This is a genomic window from Aquimarina sp. BL5 (assembly GCF_003443675.1).
In the GTDB taxonomy this organism is placed as follows: domain Bacteria; phylum Bacteroidota; class Bacteroidia; order Flavobacteriales; family Flavobacteriaceae; genus Aquimarina.
The window spans coordinates 192,132-208,204 of the sequence record NZ_CP031963.1; the positions used below are offsets into that span (position 1 = coordinate 192,132).

Below are 16,073 nucleotides of genomic sequence, written 5' to 3' on the forward strand. Positions count from 1 at the left end.
TAAAAAAAGAGTTTGAAATCTGAAAGAGTTACAATTTTTAGGAAATAAAGGATGGTTTTTCTATCAAATTACTAGCATGTTTTTAAAGATTAACAAGTACATTTGTTGAAAATTGTTTTTTAATGGCAGGAAATACATTTGGAAACCTATTTAAGGTAACCACTTTTGGAGAATCACATGGAGTAGCAATTGGTGGAATCATTGATGGATGCCCATCTGGAGTACAATTAAATCTTGAAGCGATACAGGCTGAATTAGATCGTCGTAAACCTGGTCAATCGGCTATTGTTACGCAACGTAAAGAACCAGATACTGTAGAGTTTTATTCAGGAATTTTCGAAGGAGTTACTACAGGAACTCCCATAGGTTTTGTTATTAAAAATGCCAATCAAAAATCAAAAGACTATTCTCATATAAAAGATTCATATAGGCCTTCACATGCCGATTATACCTATGACCAGAAGTATGGTGTTAGGGATTATCGTGGTGGTGGGCGTTCATCTGCTAGAGAAACAGCGAGTAGAGTAGTAGCTGGTGCTATTGCAAAACAGGTGTTATCTGAATTAACATTTAATGCATATGTAAGTGGTGTAGGAGCTATTAAATTAGAAAAACCACATACTGAACTTGATTTTTCATTGACAGAAAGTAATATTGTTCGTTGTCCAGATACAGAGAAAGCTGCAGAGATGGAACAATATATTAAACAGATTAGGAAAGAGGGAGATACCGTAGGAGGAGTAGTGAGTTGTGCGATTTCTGGAGTTCCAGTTGGATTGGGAGAACCTGTTTTTGATAAACTACACGCAGAATTAGGAAAAGCTATGCTTTCGATCAATGCGGTAAAAGGTTTTGAATATGGTAGTGGTTTTGCTGGAGCTGAGCTAAAAGGTAGTCAGCACAATGATTTATTTAATGCTGACGGAACCACCAAAACCAATCTTTCCGGAGGAATACAAGGAGGTATTTCTAATGGAATGGACATCTATTTTAATGTAGCCTTTAAACCTGTGGCTACCATTATGCAAGATCAAGAAACGATTGATAAAGAAGGTAATATAGTAAATATGCAAGGTAAAGGTAGACATGACCCTTGTGTAGTACCAAGAGCTGTTCCTATTGTAGAAGCTATGGCTGCCTTGGTTTTAGTGGATTATTGGTTAATGAATCGTACGATTAAAAAATAGAGATTCAAAATATAGTTAATGTTGCGGTAATCTGAATAAGGTTACCGTTTTTTTGTTTTTAATTTATATCTTCGACTTTTTGTATTCAGAAAATTAGATAATTCACATGAAGAAACTTGCACTGCATTGGCAAATAATGATCGGAATGATCGCTGGGATATTATTCGGATTTTTAATGACTCAGTTTTCCTGGGGAAAAGGATTTACAGGTGATTGGATCGCTCCTTTAGGAACTATTTTTGTAAACCTTCTGAAGTTAATTGCGGTTCCTCTAATTCTTGCTTCTTTAATAAAAGGGATTTCAGATTTAAAGGATATTTCAAAATTTAAAAAAATTGGGGGTAGAACTATTATCATTTATGTTCTTACAACAGTAATTGCTATTACTATTGGTTTATTACTTGTAAATGTAATGAAACCAGGAAATGGAATTACTCCTGAAACTATTGAAAAACTGACAACTGAATATGCAAGTAGTGCAAAAATATCAGAGCGTATTGCAGAGGCAGGAAGACAAAAAGAAAGCGGACCATTACAATTTGTGGTAGATATGGTACCGCAGAATGCCATAAAAGCAATGAGCGATAATAAGATGATGCTACAAGTTATATTTTTCGCTATTTTCTTGGGAATAAGTATGTTATTGATTAAAGAAGAACAGTCAAATCCTTTAAAGAAGTTTTTTGATAGTTTAAATGAAGTAGTCTTAAAAATGGTCGATTTAATTATGCTTACAGCTCCTTTTGCTGTATTTGCATTATTGGCTAATGTAGTAGTTACTTCGGATGATCCAGATATATTGTTAGCCTTATTACGATATGCAGGAGTTGTAGTATTTGGTTTAGCACTTATGATAGTGTTTTACTGTATTTTAGTTTCTGTGATTACTAAAAAACCTCCTTTCTGGTTCTTAAAACAGATTAGTCCGGCGCAATTGTTAGCGTTTTCCACAAGTTCTAGTGCAGCGACTTTACCAGTAACCATGGAAAGAGTCGAAGAACATATTGGTGTAGATAAGGAAGTATCGAGTTTTGTATTACCTGTTGGAGCAACCATTAATATGGATGGAACCAGTTTATATCAAGCTGTAGCATCGGTATTTATTATGCAGGTATTGTGGCCAGAAGGATTAACATTTAGCAATCAAATTACTATTGTGTTAACAGCTTTATTAGCTTCTATTGGTTCTGCCGCTGTTCCTGGTGCAGGAATGGTAATGTTAGTAATTGTTTTAGAAGCAATTGGTTTTCCATCGGATAAATTACCAATTGGATTGGCGTTAATTTTCGCGGTTGATAGACCACTAGATATGTTACGAACCACTGTTAATGTAACTGGAGATGCTACGGTGGCTATGATCGTTGCTAAGTCTGTTGGTAAACTAGGAGATCCTAAAGTAAAAGATTGGGATGACCATTATGAAGGATAGTTTATTCTTTATGAACTAATCTGTTATTGTTTTTCTAAAATTCAATCCTTTTTACCTAATTTACAATTAGGGTTTTTACCTTTAATGCGAATTGATTAATCAAGCTCGGCATGAAGGAAGATACGCTTTTAGACGAATCACTACAAAAATTATATAGTCCATCGGATTTTAGAAAAATAGGACATCAGTTAATTGATGTGCTCGCAGATCATCTAGATCAAGTACAATCACAGGAAGAACGACCTGTAATCAAATATCAGGATCCTGAAGAAGAATTAGTGTATTGGAAAGCGGATATGTCTTCTAACACTGATATGATGGATTTTTATCAAAAAATCTTAGATAGATCTATTCATGTGCATCATCCAAGATATATGGGCCATCAGGTAGCCGTACCTTCAATAATCAGTAGTCTTTCTGGGTTGGTAACGGATCTATTGAGTAACGGTACTGGAGTCTATGAAATGGGCATGGCATCTAATGCTTTAGAAAGAATTGTTACGGATTTCGTAGCACAAAAAATTGGATATGGATCTGAGGCTGCCGGTTTTCTTACTTCGGGCGGAACTTTAGCAAACCTAACGGCATTATTAGCTGCAAGAAAAGCCAAAGCTCCCAGTTCGGTTTGGGAAGAAGGGCACAATGAAAAATTAGCCGTTTTGGTTTCTGAGGAGGCTCATTATTGTATAGATCGCGCAGCGAGAATACTAGGATTTGGTGCAGAGGGAATTATAAAGATACCTTCTAACAAATCTTATAAAATAGATACTTCATTATTAGAAGAATATCTAGAAAATGCGAAAAATAAAGGTTTGAATGTTATAGCGCTTGTTGGATGCGCTTCTTCAACTTCTACGGGATCTTATGATGATTTAGAAACGTTAGCTAGTTTTGCTACAAACAATAATTTATGGTTTCATATAGATGGAGCTCACGGAGGTGGCGTTGTTTTTTCGGAAAAATATAAATACCTAACGAAAGGAATTGACAAAGCAGATTCTGTTGTGATTGATTTTCATAAGATGTTATTAACTCCTGCTTTGAATACCGCTTTAATTTTTAAGAATAGTGAAGCTTCATATAAGACTTTTGAGCAAAAGGCTCAATATCTTTGGGACTCCCAACAATCTAGAGAGTGGTATAATTCTGGAAAAAGAACCTTCGAATGTACTAAATTGATGATGTCGCTAAAGGTATATTCAATTATAAGAATGTATGGCGAAGATATTTTCGAAAAGAATATGGATCGATTATATGATTTAGGAAAAGTATTTGCCAAGCTCATTAAAGAAAGGGAGGGGTTTGAATTACTCATAAATCCAGAAGCTAATATTGTAAATTTTAGATATACAGATATTCCTTCAGAAGTAATCAATACATTCAATTCAAAAATACGTGAAACGTTACTTTTATCAGGAAAATTTTATATCGTTCAAACTATGATAGGAGAGGAGCGCTACCTAAGGACTTCCATAATGAATCCGTTAACAGATAAAGAAGATTTTATAGCGCTTTTAGATGAGATACAAAAAATAGCTCATACGCTCATATAATAATTTTATATGAATTTGTAGATTAGAGGGAATATTATTTTAATAGTTGATAAGCTTTAAAAAAGTATTCTTATACGTTTTACCTATTGGGATTACTATGTCTCCAATAAAAACTTGGTTTCCTGATACTTTTTCTACCTTATCCATATTGATAATATAGGAACGATGTATTCTAATAAAATTGAAATTCTGTAGTTTTTCTTCCCAATTTCGAAGCGTATCTAAAATCAATATGTTCTTATGATTTGTAACCACTTTTACATAATCTACTTCAGCTTTTAAAAGGCATATATCATCAACGTATATGTTATAAATTGTTTTGTCAGTATACAAGAAAAACTGTTTGATATGCTCCTTTTTCTCTATAGTTTTATCTTGTATGCGATTTACAGCTTTAAAAAATCGTTCATAAGAAAATGGTTTTACCAGGTAGTCTATAACGGCTTCTTCAAAAGCTTCAACAGCGTAATCCGGATAGGCGGTAGTAATGATAACCTTAGGCGGATTAACTAAAGTTCTTAAAAAAGATAATCCATTCAATTCAGGCAACTGAATATCTAAAAATATGAAATCAATTTCTTCTAATTGCTTTGAATCAATGTCTAATCCGCTCTCATAGATTCCATTACAATTTAAAAAAGGAGTTTTATCTACATAGTTTTTTAAAACGTCTTGTGCTCCATGTTCGTCCTCTATAATGATACAATTCATCATAATATAATAGTAAGTGTTACTTTGAAGAGATTATCTTTTTCTTCAATTAGTAATTGATGTTGTTTCGGGTATAGCAATTGCAATCTTTTTTCCGTGTTTTTTATACCAATACCACTTTCTTGCCAATTTGTTTCGATTTCCGATATTTTGTTTTCGTTATATGAGTTTTCGCAATAAAAATAGAATTGCTCTTTATTTAATATGGTTTTTATCTTTATGAGATGTTTACTTCCTTTTAGAGTACTGGTATACTTAAATGCATTTTCGATAAAAGGTATTAATAATAATGGAGCTATTTCCTTTTGTGGATTATGAATATCTTCTGAAAAATTAACTTTTACTTTAGTTGACAATCTTTCTTCTTGTAAACTAATATAATCTTTTATGTGATTAATTTCCTTATCCAGTGTTACTTGCTTTTTTTGACCTTCGTGTAATAGGTATCTAAAACTATCTGATAATTTTAAAATTAAATCTGGAGTTTTTTCATCTTTTCTTAAAGCATTTGCATAAATGTTATTCAGCGTATTAAATAAAAAATGAGGATTTACTTGTGCTTTAAGTGCGTTAAGTTCTGCTTGTTGTTTTTCTTGTTTTGTGGTTTCTAATTCTAACTGTTTTGCATACAGTTTCTTTACGGAGAATAGTGCAAAAAAACCTAAACTAAAGGAGGTATACGTTACTAAGCTGGAAATCATGGATCTCCATCGATGATCTTTATGATCCTCTTCCATATGAAAAAAAGAATCTGCATAATAATGAAAAAAGGCATTGCCAATAAAAAGAAGTAGTACTAACAGTATGTATTTTTGTTTATTTTTTAAAGGAAAAAACCACAAATACATAATATATGTAGGGATACTATTAAAAAATAAAGCTACTAATTCATGGGGGAAACTCATAGGATAGCCTCCTTCCCGCCCCATAAACTTTACATACGGAAACAAAAGGACAATTCCCCAAAATAGCAGATGTAACAGTGGTTCCGTTTTTTTTAATTTAAGATATATCGAATCTTTCTTCATGAATAGTACTAAGGTATTATTTTTATTAATGATGTATCGTCAAATCTTTAATAGATGCTTTCGCAAGAATATTTTTTCCTTCTTTAGTAGCACCACTTATTCTAAAAATTATGTGTCCACCTAAAAGTGGAGACATGTCCATATATTCGAAAACCATATCATTATTTAAAGAAAACCAAACTTTTCCCTTTTTCTTTCCAATTTCTACAGTAACCCATTGATTAGATTTCATTATATTATCTTGTTTTCTTAGATGGAATTCGCGTTCTAAAGAAGAAATGTTTTTATAGAAAAAAGGAGTGTATCCATGAGATTTATTGTTAAAAGTCAAGTTGTAATGATTCATTTCTCCTCGCCATTTCCAAATATCTTCATTTTTACTATTTTCTGGTGGTATTGTTAGTTGTAATGTTTCACTATTATCAGAAGCAGAGAATAATACTATTAGTACTGATGCTTCAGATAAGGCTCTTATTTTGTATCGCAATACCATATCTCCTTGATAACTTTTAGGACTTATTAAAAAGAGACCATCAGAACTGTCAATCTCCTCCATAATAAATTCTTGATGCTGTATTGAAGTTTTTCCTTTTCCTAAAGTTTTCCATGTAATAAGTTCTTGTGGAGTGATTTGTTCTTCGATACTCTTATTTGGTGCGCATCCAGTTAGTATCAAAACAAAGATTATTGATATTACAAACGAATAAAAGCCTACTTTTTTTATATAATATTTTACCATTGCTAATTGTTTAATTATTAGAATCATTATGTCTATATTCTCTTTCTTTTCTTTTTCTCTGTTTATTTTTGTTTTTAAAGAGGGAGTAATTGACACTAAATAGAAATCCCAGAGTTTGGGATTGGAACTTCCATACAGTACGTTGATTAAATTCTGCAGTACGTGTATTTCGTTTCATCAAATTATCATCAAGTACATCTATTACTCTCAAGTTAACTGTCAGTTTATTTTTTAGCAATTTTGCTCTTATTCCCCAATCAACTCTATTTCTTGGCTCAATAAAATTGAAAGCATTTTGCCGTTTTGGTGTGTATCGGTAGGTAATATCAGTACTTATTTTTTTAGAAATTTTTAAGGTATTTTTGATTTGTAGATTAGAAGAATATAAATCATTCCAAGTATTTAAGTTATTTTCATTAACTTTTGTGTAATAGTAATTTCCTGTAAAAAATGCATCCCAAAACTTAGCTATTTTATAAGACACTGTTGTTTCTATACCTAAGGAATGGTTTATACCGATATTCTGAAATGAAATCACCTGTACATTATCATCTTCAATATCATTTACCCAGAGTATCACATCTTTTCGGTGGCGATAAAAGGAAGCAATAGACCAATTCAGTTTTTCACCATTATTTTGATAATTCAACTCAATGTTATCACTGTATTCAGGTTTCAAATTTGGATTGCCGTCGAATCTAAAAAATGGGTTCCCTAATTGAAACGGATTAATATGGTGTAAGTTAGGGCTGGAGACACGTTTACTATATCCTATTCCGAATGTGATATCTTCATTAAATTTATAAGAAAGGTGTATTGATGGAAATAAGTTAGAGAAATTTAGATCTGTGTTTAATGAGTTTAAGGTATTCTCAGATTCCGAAGAAAAAGCTTCATATCGTAGTCCTATTTGCCAATCAAATTTATAAGCGTTGAATTTGGTGAGCCCATAAAATCCAATAAGTTCTTCTTTATAAACAAATGTATTATTTGTTGCATCAGCTTGGTTTGATCTAAAATATTGATTGTTTTTTGAGTTGCTTTTATTCCAAGAAACGCCTGTTTCTATGAGTACTTTTTTTGAAATAGGCAAGGAGTAATCCAAAGACAATGTATGAATCCTATTATCTTCTGTTATAAGCTGATTGAATAAGAATATAGTATCTTCAAAATCAGAAGCCGGATAATCATTTTTGTTGTTATTAAGATTATAATCCAACTCCAGGAAATGTCCTGTCTTAGAAAATTCGCGACGGTAATTCGTATTAAGTACGGATGTTACATGCGTATGTTCAGAATTTCTAGTGTATGTAAAATCCTCTCGATCAGTTAAGTTGAAATATTGTGATCTATTATAAAAACTATGGTAATCATCTGTATGGTTATACGCTATAGAGAATTCATTATGTTCGTTTATAAAAAAATCTAATCCTATTGCTCCTTGTCGTATCAATCCATTAAAATCATATGGAGTAAATATTCCTTGAGTTTCGCCATTCATGAATGTTCTATTAATAGTTTGTTTACTATCCATTTCTCTTCCGGATTGAGAAGCATTAAATCTTACATTCATAAACGATAGGTTATAGTTGCCATTAACGTCATATCCATACCTTTTTGTTCCTGTTGAACCGTTGAGATTAATATTAAGTCCGGTATTTAGATTTCTTTTTAGGATTACATTAATAATACCTGATATACCATCTGCCTGATATTTTGCAGATGGAGAAGTAATTATTTCTACACTTTTTATATTTGAAGAAGGTATTTGTTCTAATAATTCAACGGCACCTAAAGAAGAAGGTTTACCATTAATTAATAATCTTACATTATCACTTCCTCTCAGAGATAAACTACCAGTTCCTAAGTCTGTTTGTATATCTACAATTTGATCAAAGGCCTCTAGCGCTGTGGTTCCTGATTGTTGGATATCTGTTCCTATGTTTATGACCTTTCTATCAATTTTAAGCTGCGTTGTTGCCCGATTATTTTCTATAACAACTTCATCCAGAGCATTTACTGTGACTGTTAGTTCGATTAAAATATTCTGAGCATCTCTAATTTCTGATATTGGTTTTATATACGTCTTGTATCCTATAAAACTGACTTCAAAATAGGCAAGTGACTTACTTAATTTTAGTTGAAATTGACCATTATCATCAGCAGAAGAACCATCTATCAATTCATCTTTATCATTATAGACTGAAATAGCTGCAAATGGAATTACCACTTGAGTATTTGCATCTTGCACGGTTCCTTTATAAGTTTTTATTTCCTGAGCGGTCGTGATTAGCGACCCTAGGATTGATAATACTATAAAAGTTACTGTTCGTATCATTTTTTGATGTTGATAAATCAAAAGTGATACTCTTATCTTTTTTATGAAATTTTAATCTGTGAATGTCACTAATTCCTCTGTTAACAATACTTTTAGTAAAGTCACAAATATTATATAATTAACATTTTGTAACGCAACTAATTTTAAAAACAATCATCTACATTAATGTATTTATTAACCTTATACATAAAGCAATGAGACGTTTATACTTTTTATTGGTTTTAGTCGTATTTATCAGCTGCAGTAATGATGATGACACCATTAATAATGGATCTTTAGGTTTACAAGGGGAGTGGAATCTGGTGAATATTACTGGTGGATTCGCAGGAGTAAATCAAGATTTTGAAAAAGGAATTATTATTTGGGACTTTAATGAGTCGGATATGATGGTAACCGTTACTAATAACAGTACTATTACAGGTGTATATGATGGTTTCCCTTCTGGAACATATACCTATTCTATTGTTGCTCCTGCCGATATTGATGAACTAGTCGTTAATGAAATTAACCTAGGAACATTTATTACTACATCCGATAGTTTTACCGTTAGCCAACAGTTTAGAGACGGATTCGAGATCAGGTTTGAGCGTTAATTTAATTTAGTTCCTCGTTTGTAGACGCAACCTATATAGTAGTATCCCATCTATTAAGAGAATGAACTTTTAAATTATAAAATATGAAACGCTTCTATTTAGTATTACTTTCGATTATCCTTTTCAGTTGTAGCAATGATGATGATGATAACGTAGCACCTACGCTTCTAGGTTCTTGGAATCTCGTTAATGTATCAGGAGGTATCACTGGATTGGATGAAGATATAGATAGAGGAGCGGTTGTTTGGGATTTTGATACAGCTTCAGGGATGGTTACCATCGTTAACAATAGCACAACTACTTCTGCTAACACATTGTTAGCGTCAGGAACATATACATATAGTGTTTCTGATGCAGCGGATGCAAACATACTTGCGGTTAACGAAGTAGATTATGGCAGATTAAATTTAGAAAACACTGTGTTTACTATCACAGAAAGCGCTATAGATGGATTTACTTTCCGTTTTGAAAGATAGTACTGCTTAAAATACTACTACCGTTTTTTAATTTTCACAAAAACGGTAGTAGTATTTATGATAAGAGCATTATAGATTAATTCTTTTGTTTTTTGGATATTTCAGCTGATAAGAAAATTGTTTTTCTAATTGCGCTTTTGGTTTTACCGTTAGTTTCCATTTCATGATTCCTGTTTTAGGATCGTAATTCGCATCATTAGTTCCGATATTATCTACTTTAATTTCTTTATTCTGAGAAATAGGAATTCGATCTTCGAGAATCAAGTGAATTGTATTTTGTTTATTGTTTTTTAACTGTATAGAATACCCAAGATCTACGATTCTATTGCTACCGTAAAAGGATTTACTTTTAAATTTTTTTAGAGGTTCTCTTTTTACTACAATATTAGGGTCGGTTCCCAATGAGATTGTCAAACTATCTGTTGTTGCTTGTGGATCAATATTGGTCTTACCAGCATAACTACCTTCAAAATATATATTGGCTTCTCCTGCCAATAGATCAAATTGCTCCCAATTTCCTAATTTGGCTGTCAAGAATACATTTTCATTGAGTTCTGGAGCTACATAATAACTATAATCAGCATTCATATTAAAATTATCAATTTCTATAGTAGTGATATCACTATTGGATTTGATAGTATATTTCTTTTTGATCACAAATCGGGTATTTGTAATCCCTTCTTCTTTGGCTTCAACAGTAATATTATAGGTTTCTTTTTTTCTTTTCGATTTACTACGCGATGCTCTCCTATATCCTGATGAAGTTCCATAACCTACTACAACTACTTCATCTAAGGTGCTACTATCTTCTTCCATGCCTATATTGACTACAGAACTTCCTATTGTTATTTCTTCAGTAGTATAACCAAGGTATGAGAATATTAATTGTTTTCCTTGTGTTATATTAATGGTATATCTACCATCAAAATCTGTTACAGCACCATTACTTGATTCTTTTTCAATTATAGTGACACCAGGAAGCGGAAGCCCTTTTTCGTCCGTTACAATACCGCTCACCGTTTTTATATTTGGATTATAAGTTGAGGAATATCTATTTACAGCACTTCTTCTTTGATAACTACCGTAATTAAAGTTTAAATATCTGGTTGTAAGATTCGGTTTTATGTTATTAGTGTTAGGATCACCTGTGGATAAGGTTACTTTTGTGTTATTCCAATCAGTACCGGTTTTTTGATATACATTAGCTTTGTAAGTTATTTTAAGAGGAGTTTCGGTATTTTCTGATTTGATGTCATACAAAGGAAACCATCCCGCGTCACTTACATTATACTTAAGTTTTAATGCAAGGTTCGTGGCAGAAGACACATCTATTTTCACCTTTATTTCTCCTCGTTCTTCTTTAGTGTGATCACTAAGCCTATCAATTTGATTAATGATATCTGTAATTTCGTCTTGTAATTTATTTTTTTTCAGATTGATGTTGTAAGTTTCATTCTGGATAGCTACTGATCTTTCTCGGTAATAGGTGGATATTTGTTTTACTTTATCCAATGAAAGGGCGGTTTGATCAGTACCTATTCGTTGGTTGTTTTCTAATACCTTCTTTTCCTGATTGAGTCCTGAGAGTAAGTTGTCTAATTTGTTTTTCTCTAATAATAGTAGTTCTAGTTGATGTTCTAATGATTCTAGTTCTTTTGAATTCTTTTTCTTTTCTAAATAGTTGATCCCATAACTTATGGATAAGATAGAAGCGTTTTTTAATCCTGAAATTTGTATGCTATTCTCATCAATTTTATTAGAAAGATCATAAAATATAATTTCGTTCACTCCTGGAAGCACATCTGTTACAGCAGTTCTTTGTATTCTAGCTCCTGATACATAAACGGTTACTTCTTTTATGGTAGAGGATACTTTTTTTTCGTTATTACCAAAAATGATAGTAGGTAGGAGTAATATAAGTAATAAGGTAAAGGTTCTCATAGTTGTATGTTTTTTGGATTTTAAACGAAAATATGGCTATAGCTTATGATAATAAACCCATATTGAGTGAAGTGCCTTTTTGGTTGAGTAAATCTATATAAGGGCTTAGTTTATAGTGCAAAAATGCTGTAAATACCTTGTAAATAAAGAAAAAGGGGGAAAACCCCTATATGATTTCTAGCTAAAGTCCCCTTATTTTGCGCAAGGGATAAGTATACTTTTGAACCACACTTATTAATAAACTTAAAATACACTCATTATGAAACGGCTTTTTCTACCCATAGCTTTAATCTCATTTGCAGTTATATGCCTAAGTATTGTGCATATCGATAATGTGAATAAGCTAGATGAAGAATATAATCAGTTAAGAGAGAAACATCAAATCAACAGTGATTCTGATGTAGAAATTACAAGAATAGATAAGTTCGACACTAAATGAAGAGTTGAGAAAGATACGTTACAAACCAATAAAGAAAGAAAATCAATTCCTTCTGAATTGGATAAATAAAAAAGGGAAAACAAAAAAAGTAACGGATCATTCCAGAACTGCTGCCTTACATATTATTGTAAGGCAGTTTTTTTGTTTGCTAAATAAGTTAGATAGATCCTTATAATTGTATGTGTAGAAAAGCTGTTTTTACGAATTCTAATTGAATCCCTACGAATTCTAAAATACCCACCATGTCAGACCGTAATCATGATTACTTTTAAACCGTAATTAAAGAATGGTCTTTTTTTGCTGCCAAATCATTTAATCCCAAAATAAAATGAAAAAGCTTTTAATACCAATAATACTAATTTGCTTTGCAGTAGCATGCTTAGGATTTGTTCATATAGATAATATGAATAAAGCCGAATTGAATAGGGTAACATCAAAGGGGGAAAGTTTTGATATTAATTCATAATGCTATTGCAAAAGTAAATTATGTGTTACTGGTCTATGAAGAGGGCTTTTAGCTTTGGAGTTGGAATCATGCAACTCTCTTTTTTGCCAAACCAGTTATATCTGTTTCTTGAGACTATATCGTAAACACAATCTCTTAAGAACTTAGGAAAAATAAGAAAAACAGAAAGTAACGGATAACCACCAGACAGCTGTCTTGCAATATGCAGGGCAGCTGTTGACTTATGGTAATATGCCATTCCAGGTTCGATGAGCAGAATTGTATCTAATTTTGATGTATCAATATCTCTTTCTTTCGCCAATTTTTGTCCTACCTCGCTTTGTAAAGAAGCATATCGAAATACATCATTCTTATCACGTTTAATAATGAAATTAATTGCACCATTACAAAGATTACAAACTCCATCAAATAATATGATTTTTTTTCCTTCGATATTCATAGTACAAAGATAAGAACCAAATATAGAATCTTGTTAGGCAATTATCATTTCATTAAGAATCATTTCAGGATAATAGAATCTATAACTTGTTTAGTCGTAATTTGTAAATTCTTTGGTAATAAATTATCCTTAGGCAAGACTGCCAGATAGCGATCATTATTAGAATCAAAAACTTGTTTAAAAGTAGGGTCTTTTAATTGAAGCATATCACATATTTCTGTAATGAGATCTAGATGATAAATAAGATCAGTACTTCCGAGATGAAAGATACCTTTTTTACTTCGGTTGATGATATAATGTAATTGTTGCGTAAGTTTAGAAATAGCGGTTGCATTGATAATTACATTAGGAAAAACCTCAATTGGTGCCTTAAGATCGTGTAAGGTTTTAAGTTCCTGTATACGAGGTGTACTTGCTCCAAAGATCATAGGTATCCTAGCGATCACATATTTATGTGTTGGCAATCGCATTAATGCATTTTCAATTTTGATTTTTAACCTTCCATAAACACTGTCACTCAATGTTTTATCGTGTTCATATGAAGGGTAGTTGCTAAATGTGTCAAATACATTAGCACTGGATAGAAATATCAATTTTGATTTATTCTTTTTTAACCAGTTTATGATTCGTTGATGAGCATCTAACTGCGAATTAAAATTCCCTCTAATAGCGGAAACAATAATAGTGGGCTTTAAGTTATCGAGTAATATAGAGATATCTTCCATTTCCATATCATACTGAAAGAACTTTTGATTTTTTTCATAAAAATCGTTGTCAGTATGGTATGTACCATAGGTATCAAAATAGGAGTTAAGCTCTTTATATAGAGCATTTCCTATAAAACCACTGGCTCCTATGATTAAAATCTTCTTCAATATGTATCTTACGCTAAAAAAAAGTTAAGTTTCAAAGATCACTAAACTATGTAATCTTGAAACTTAACTTACCCTTTATTATTGTTATAAAATAACTATCCTTTATAAAAAGGTAATTTTACTACTGTTGCAGGAATTGCTTTTTTACGTACCTGGATATTAATTTTACTGCCAGGAGCAGTAAAAACTTTAGGTACATATCCTAATCCAATTCCTTTACCTAAAGATGGAGACATCGTACCAGAGGTCACAATACCTATTTTATTACCATTTCCATCTACAATATCATAATCGTGTCTAGGAATCCCTCTTTCATCTAATTCAAAACCTACTAGTTTGCGTTCTGATCCGTGTTCTTTTTCTTTTGCCAAAGCATCAGCATTTACAAAATCTTTTGTAAATTTTGTAATCCAACCTAAACCAGCTTCAATAGGTGACGTTTCATCATTAATATCATTTCCATAAAGACAATATCCCATCTCTAATCGCAAGGTATCTCTGGCTGCCAGACCAATAGGCTTGATTCCAAAATCGCCCCCCGCTTCTAATACCTTATCCCAAATTTGTTGTACTTCAGAATTTTTACAATAAATTTCGAAACCACCACTACCAGTATATCCAGTAGCTGAAATGATGACATGATCAATTCCTGCAAAATCTGCTACTTCAAACGTATAAAATTTCATAGTCTCCAGATCTACGGATGTTAGAGATTGCATTGCCTCCGCAGCTTTTGGACCTTGAATAGCCAGTAAAGAATAATCTTCGGATAGATCCCGCATATCAGCGTTCATCGTATTATGACTTTTAATCCAATCCCAATCTTTCTGGATATTAGACGCATTGACTACCAATAAGTACTTTTCGTCAGCAATTTTATATACAATCAGATCATCTACAATACCACCTTTATCATTTGGTAAACAACTATACTGAGCTTTTCCATCTACAAGCTTAGCAGCGTCATTAGAAGTTACTTTTTGGATTAAATCCAAAGCATTAGGGCCTGTTATTAAAAACTCACCCATATGCGATACATCAAAAACACCAACACCATTACGAACTGTTTCGTGTTCTATATTTACTCCTTCATAGGATACGGGCATATTATATCCAGCAAATGGAACTATTTTGGCTCCTAAAGCAGCATGTGTTTCTGTTAATGCAGTATTTTTCATAAAGAGTCGATTTGTAGAATTAAGAATCAAATTGAGGCCGAAAGTAAAAAACTTTGCGTTGGTAAACAATCCTTTTATATGATTAATTGTTAACTTTTTCTAAATCTGAAAGCAAATAATTAGGGATATAATAACATACGATTTGATTTCCTATGTTTTTTAATAACTTTATAAAAATCCTTACTAATTATAAGATGATGTCAGCAGGATATTCAGGAACGCCACTTGCTAAAAAGCTAGGAATAAAGCCAGGTAAAACGCTATTATTTTATAACCGTCCAGATCATTATTGGAATCTATTTTCGGACGTGCCAGAGAATATAAAAGAGTTAACAAAGGTTACACCCGAAGAAGCAGATTTTATTCACGTGTTTTGTACTAGCGTTGATGAGCTAAAGACACAGATTCCAATTTATAAAACTGCTCTGAAGAAAACAGGAATGTTATGGGTGAGCTGGCCCAAAGGGAGTTCTAAAATACCTACTGATCTTAAAAGAGAGCCTATACGGGAATATTTATTAGATATTGGATTGGTAGATATTAAGGTAGCCGCTGTTGATAATGACTGGAGTGGTTTAAAATTTGTCTACCGAGTTAACGATAGATTATGATTCAATATATCAATCACGATATTTTTTTGTTTAAATAGGATAATTAGCTAGTCAAATAGTGCTTAATTTT

At 32.1% G+C, this 16,073-nt stretch carries 15 protein-coding genes; 7 read left to right on the forward strand and 8 right to left on the reverse strand.

Annotated features, from left to right (window positions below; genetic code table 11):
* The first annotated feature begins 122 nt into the window (after nucleotides 1-122).
* From aroC to D1818_RS00965, 3 genes are all read left to right on the forward strand, one after another.
* A complete protein-coding gene (gene aroC / locus D1818_RS00955; protein WP_118455489.1) occupies nucleotides 123-1,187 on the forward strand; it encodes a chorismate synthase in 1,065 nt (354 codons plus the stop codon).
* Between the two features lie 106 nt (nucleotides 1,188-1,293).
* Nucleotides 1,294-2,616: a dicarboxylate/amino acid:cation symporter gene (locus D1818_RS00960; RefSeq protein ID WP_118455491.1), complete on the forward strand. Its 1,323-nt coding sequence runs from the start codon at nucleotides 1,294-1,296 to the stop codon at nucleotides 2,614-2,616.
* Nucleotides 2,617-2,726: 110 nt separating this feature from the next.
* Nucleotides 2,727-4,169: an aminotransferase class I/II-fold pyridoxal phosphate-dependent enzyme gene (locus tag D1818_RS00965; protein WP_118455493.1), complete on the forward strand. Its 1,443-nt coding sequence runs from the start codon at nucleotides 2,727-2,729 to the stop codon at nucleotides 4,167-4,169.
* Nucleotides 4,170-4,208: 39 nt separating this feature from the next.
* Here the strand turns inward: D1818_RS00965 and D1818_RS00970 are convergent, their stop codons facing one another.
* Genes D1818_RS00970 through D1818_RS00985 form a run of 4 tightly spaced genes read right to left on the reverse strand, consistent with a single transcriptional unit; the run spans nucleotide 4,209 to nucleotide 8,985 of the window.
* Nucleotides 4,209-4,883, reverse strand: coding sequence for a LytTR family DNA-binding domain-containing protein (locus D1818_RS00970; protein ID WP_240338275.1), 675 nt, complete (start codon nucleotides 4,881-4,883; stop codon nucleotides 4,209-4,211).
* Nucleotides 4,880-5,908: a sensor histidine kinase gene (locus D1818_RS00975; protein ID WP_118455498.1), complete on the reverse strand. Its 1,029-nt coding sequence runs from the start codon at nucleotides 5,906-5,908 to the stop codon at nucleotides 4,880-4,882. The genes D1818_RS00970 and D1818_RS00975 overlap by 4 nt, the downstream gene beginning before the upstream one ends.
* A gap of 25 nt (nucleotides 5,909-5,933) precedes the next feature.
* Complete coding sequence (locus tag D1818_RS00980; RefSeq protein ID WP_118455500.1) at nucleotides 5,934-6,674, reverse strand: hypothetical protein; 741 nt, start codon at nucleotides 6,672-6,674, stop codon at nucleotides 5,934-5,936.
* Entirely contained in the window at nucleotides 6,658-8,985 is a 2,328-nt protein-coding gene (locus D1818_RS00985; protein ID WP_118455502.1) for an outer membrane beta-barrel family protein, read from the reverse strand. Before D1818_RS00985 ends, D1818_RS00980 begins: the two co-directional genes overlap by 17 nt.
* Nucleotides 8,986-9,179: 194 nt before the next feature.
* On the opposite strand from D1818_RS00985, the gene D1818_RS00990 reads away from it, so the two are divergent.
* Both D1818_RS00990 and D1818_RS00995 read left to right on the forward strand, forming a co-directional pair.
* Nucleotides 9,180-9,578, forward strand: coding sequence for a hypothetical protein (locus tag D1818_RS00990; protein ID WP_118455504.1), 399 nt, complete (start codon nucleotides 9,180-9,182; stop codon nucleotides 9,576-9,578).
* An 83-nt stretch (nucleotides 9,579-9,661) separates the two neighbouring features.
* Nucleotides 9,662-10,054, forward strand: coding sequence for a hypothetical protein (locus tag D1818_RS00995; protein WP_118455506.1), 393 nt, complete (start codon nucleotides 9,662-9,664; stop codon nucleotides 10,052-10,054).
* Between the two features lie 69 nt (nucleotides 10,055-10,123).
* On the opposite strand, the gene D1818_RS01000 is transcribed toward D1818_RS00995, so the two are convergent.
* Complete coding sequence (locus D1818_RS01000; RefSeq protein WP_118455508.1) at nucleotides 10,124-11,995, reverse strand: DUF4139 domain-containing protein; 1,872 nt, start codon at nucleotides 11,993-11,995, stop codon at nucleotides 10,124-10,126.
* Between the two features lie 259 nt (nucleotides 11,996-12,254).
* On the opposite strand from D1818_RS01000, the gene D1818_RS01005 reads away from it, so the two are divergent.
* Entirely contained in the window at nucleotides 12,255-12,434 is a 180-nt protein-coding gene (locus D1818_RS01005; protein WP_118455510.1) for a hypothetical protein, read from the forward strand.
* A 491-nt stretch (nucleotides 12,435-12,925) separates the two neighbouring features.
* Here the strand turns inward: D1818_RS01005 and D1818_RS01010 are convergent, their stop codons facing one another.
* The 3 genes from D1818_RS01010 to gcvT all read right to left on the reverse strand — a co-directional run bounded on the left by D1818_RS01010 (nucleotide 12,926) and on the right by gcvT (nucleotide 15,392).
* A complete protein-coding gene (locus D1818_RS01010) occupies nucleotides 12,926-13,339 on the reverse strand; it encodes a thiol-disulfide oxidoreductase DCC family protein (protein WP_118455512.1) in 414 nt (137 codons plus the stop codon).
* Nucleotides 13,340-13,398: 59 nt separating this feature from the next.
* Nucleotides 13,399-14,214, reverse strand: a complete 816-nt coding sequence (locus tag D1818_RS01015) for a sugar nucleotide-binding protein (RefSeq protein ID WP_118455514.1) — start codon at nucleotides 14,212-14,214, stop codon at nucleotides 13,399-13,401.
* Between the two features lie 95 nt (nucleotides 14,215-14,309).
* Complete coding sequence (gcvT, locus tag D1818_RS01020) at nucleotides 14,310-15,392, reverse strand: glycine cleavage system aminomethyltransferase GcvT (RefSeq protein ID WP_118455516.1); 1,083 nt, start codon at nucleotides 15,390-15,392, stop codon at nucleotides 14,310-14,312.
* 197 nt (nucleotides 15,393-15,589) lie between these two features.
* Between gcvT and D1818_RS01025 the strand changes: the two genes are divergently transcribed.
* Nucleotides 15,590-16,003, forward strand: coding sequence for a DUF3052 domain-containing protein (locus tag D1818_RS01025; protein WP_118463403.1), 414 nt, complete (start codon nucleotides 15,590-15,592; stop codon nucleotides 16,001-16,003).
* Nucleotides 16,004-16,073 lie beyond the last annotated feature (70 nt).

What these genes read in the sequence shown, in the direction of transcription:
- D1818_RS00985 (WP_118455502.1), bottom strand. Translation starts at nt 8,985, where the DNA reads ATGATACGAACAGTAACTTTTATAGTATTATCAATCCTAGGGTCGCTA.
- aroC (WP_118455489.1), top strand. Translation starts at nt 123, where the DNA reads ATGGCAGGAAATACATTTGGAAACCTATTTAAGGTAACCACTTTTGGA.
- D1818_RS01000 (WP_118455508.1), bottom strand. Translation starts at nt 11,995, where the DNA reads ATGAGAACCTTTACCTTATTACTTATATTACTCCTACCTACTATCATT.
- D1818_RS00980 (WP_118455500.1), bottom strand. Translation starts at nt 6,674, where the DNA reads ATGATTCTAATAATTAAACAATTAGCAATGGTAAAATATTATATAAAA.
- D1818_RS00990 (WP_118455504.1), top strand. Translation starts at nt 9,180, where the DNA reads ATGAGACGTTTATACTTTTTATTGGTTTTAGTCGTATTTATCAGCTGC.
- D1818_RS00960 (WP_118455491.1), top strand. Translation starts at nt 1,294, where the DNA reads ATGAAGAAACTTGCACTGCATTGGCAAATAATGATCGGAATGATCGCT.
- D1818_RS01010 (WP_118455512.1), bottom strand. Translation starts at nt 13,339, where the DNA reads ATGAATATCGAAGGAAAAAAAATCATATTATTTGATGGAGTTTGTAAT.
- gcvT (WP_118455516.1), bottom strand. Translation starts at nt 15,392, where the DNA reads ATGAAAAATACTGCATTAACAGAAACACATGCTGCTTTAGGAGCCAAA.
- D1818_RS00975 (WP_118455498.1), bottom strand. Translation starts at nt 5,908, where the DNA reads ATGAAGAAAGATTCGATATATCTTAAATTAAAAAAAACGGAACCACTG.
- D1818_RS00970 (WP_240338275.1), bottom strand. Translation starts at nt 4,883, where the DNA reads ATGATGAATTGTATCATTATAGAGGACGAACATGGAGCACAAGACGTT.
- D1818_RS01005 (WP_118455510.1), top strand. Translation starts at nt 12,255, where the DNA reads ATGAAACGGCTTTTTCTACCCATAGCTTTAATCTCATTTGCAGTTATA.
- D1818_RS01025 (WP_118463403.1), top strand. Translation starts at nt 15,590, where the DNA reads ATGTCAGCAGGATATTCAGGAACGCCACTTGCTAAAAAGCTAGGAATA.
- D1818_RS00995 (WP_118455506.1), top strand. Translation starts at nt 9,662, where the DNA reads ATGAAACGCTTCTATTTAGTATTACTTTCGATTATCCTTTTCAGTTGT.
- D1818_RS00965 (WP_118455493.1), top strand. Translation starts at nt 2,727, where the DNA reads ATGAAGGAAGATACGCTTTTAGACGAATCACTACAAAAATTATATAGT.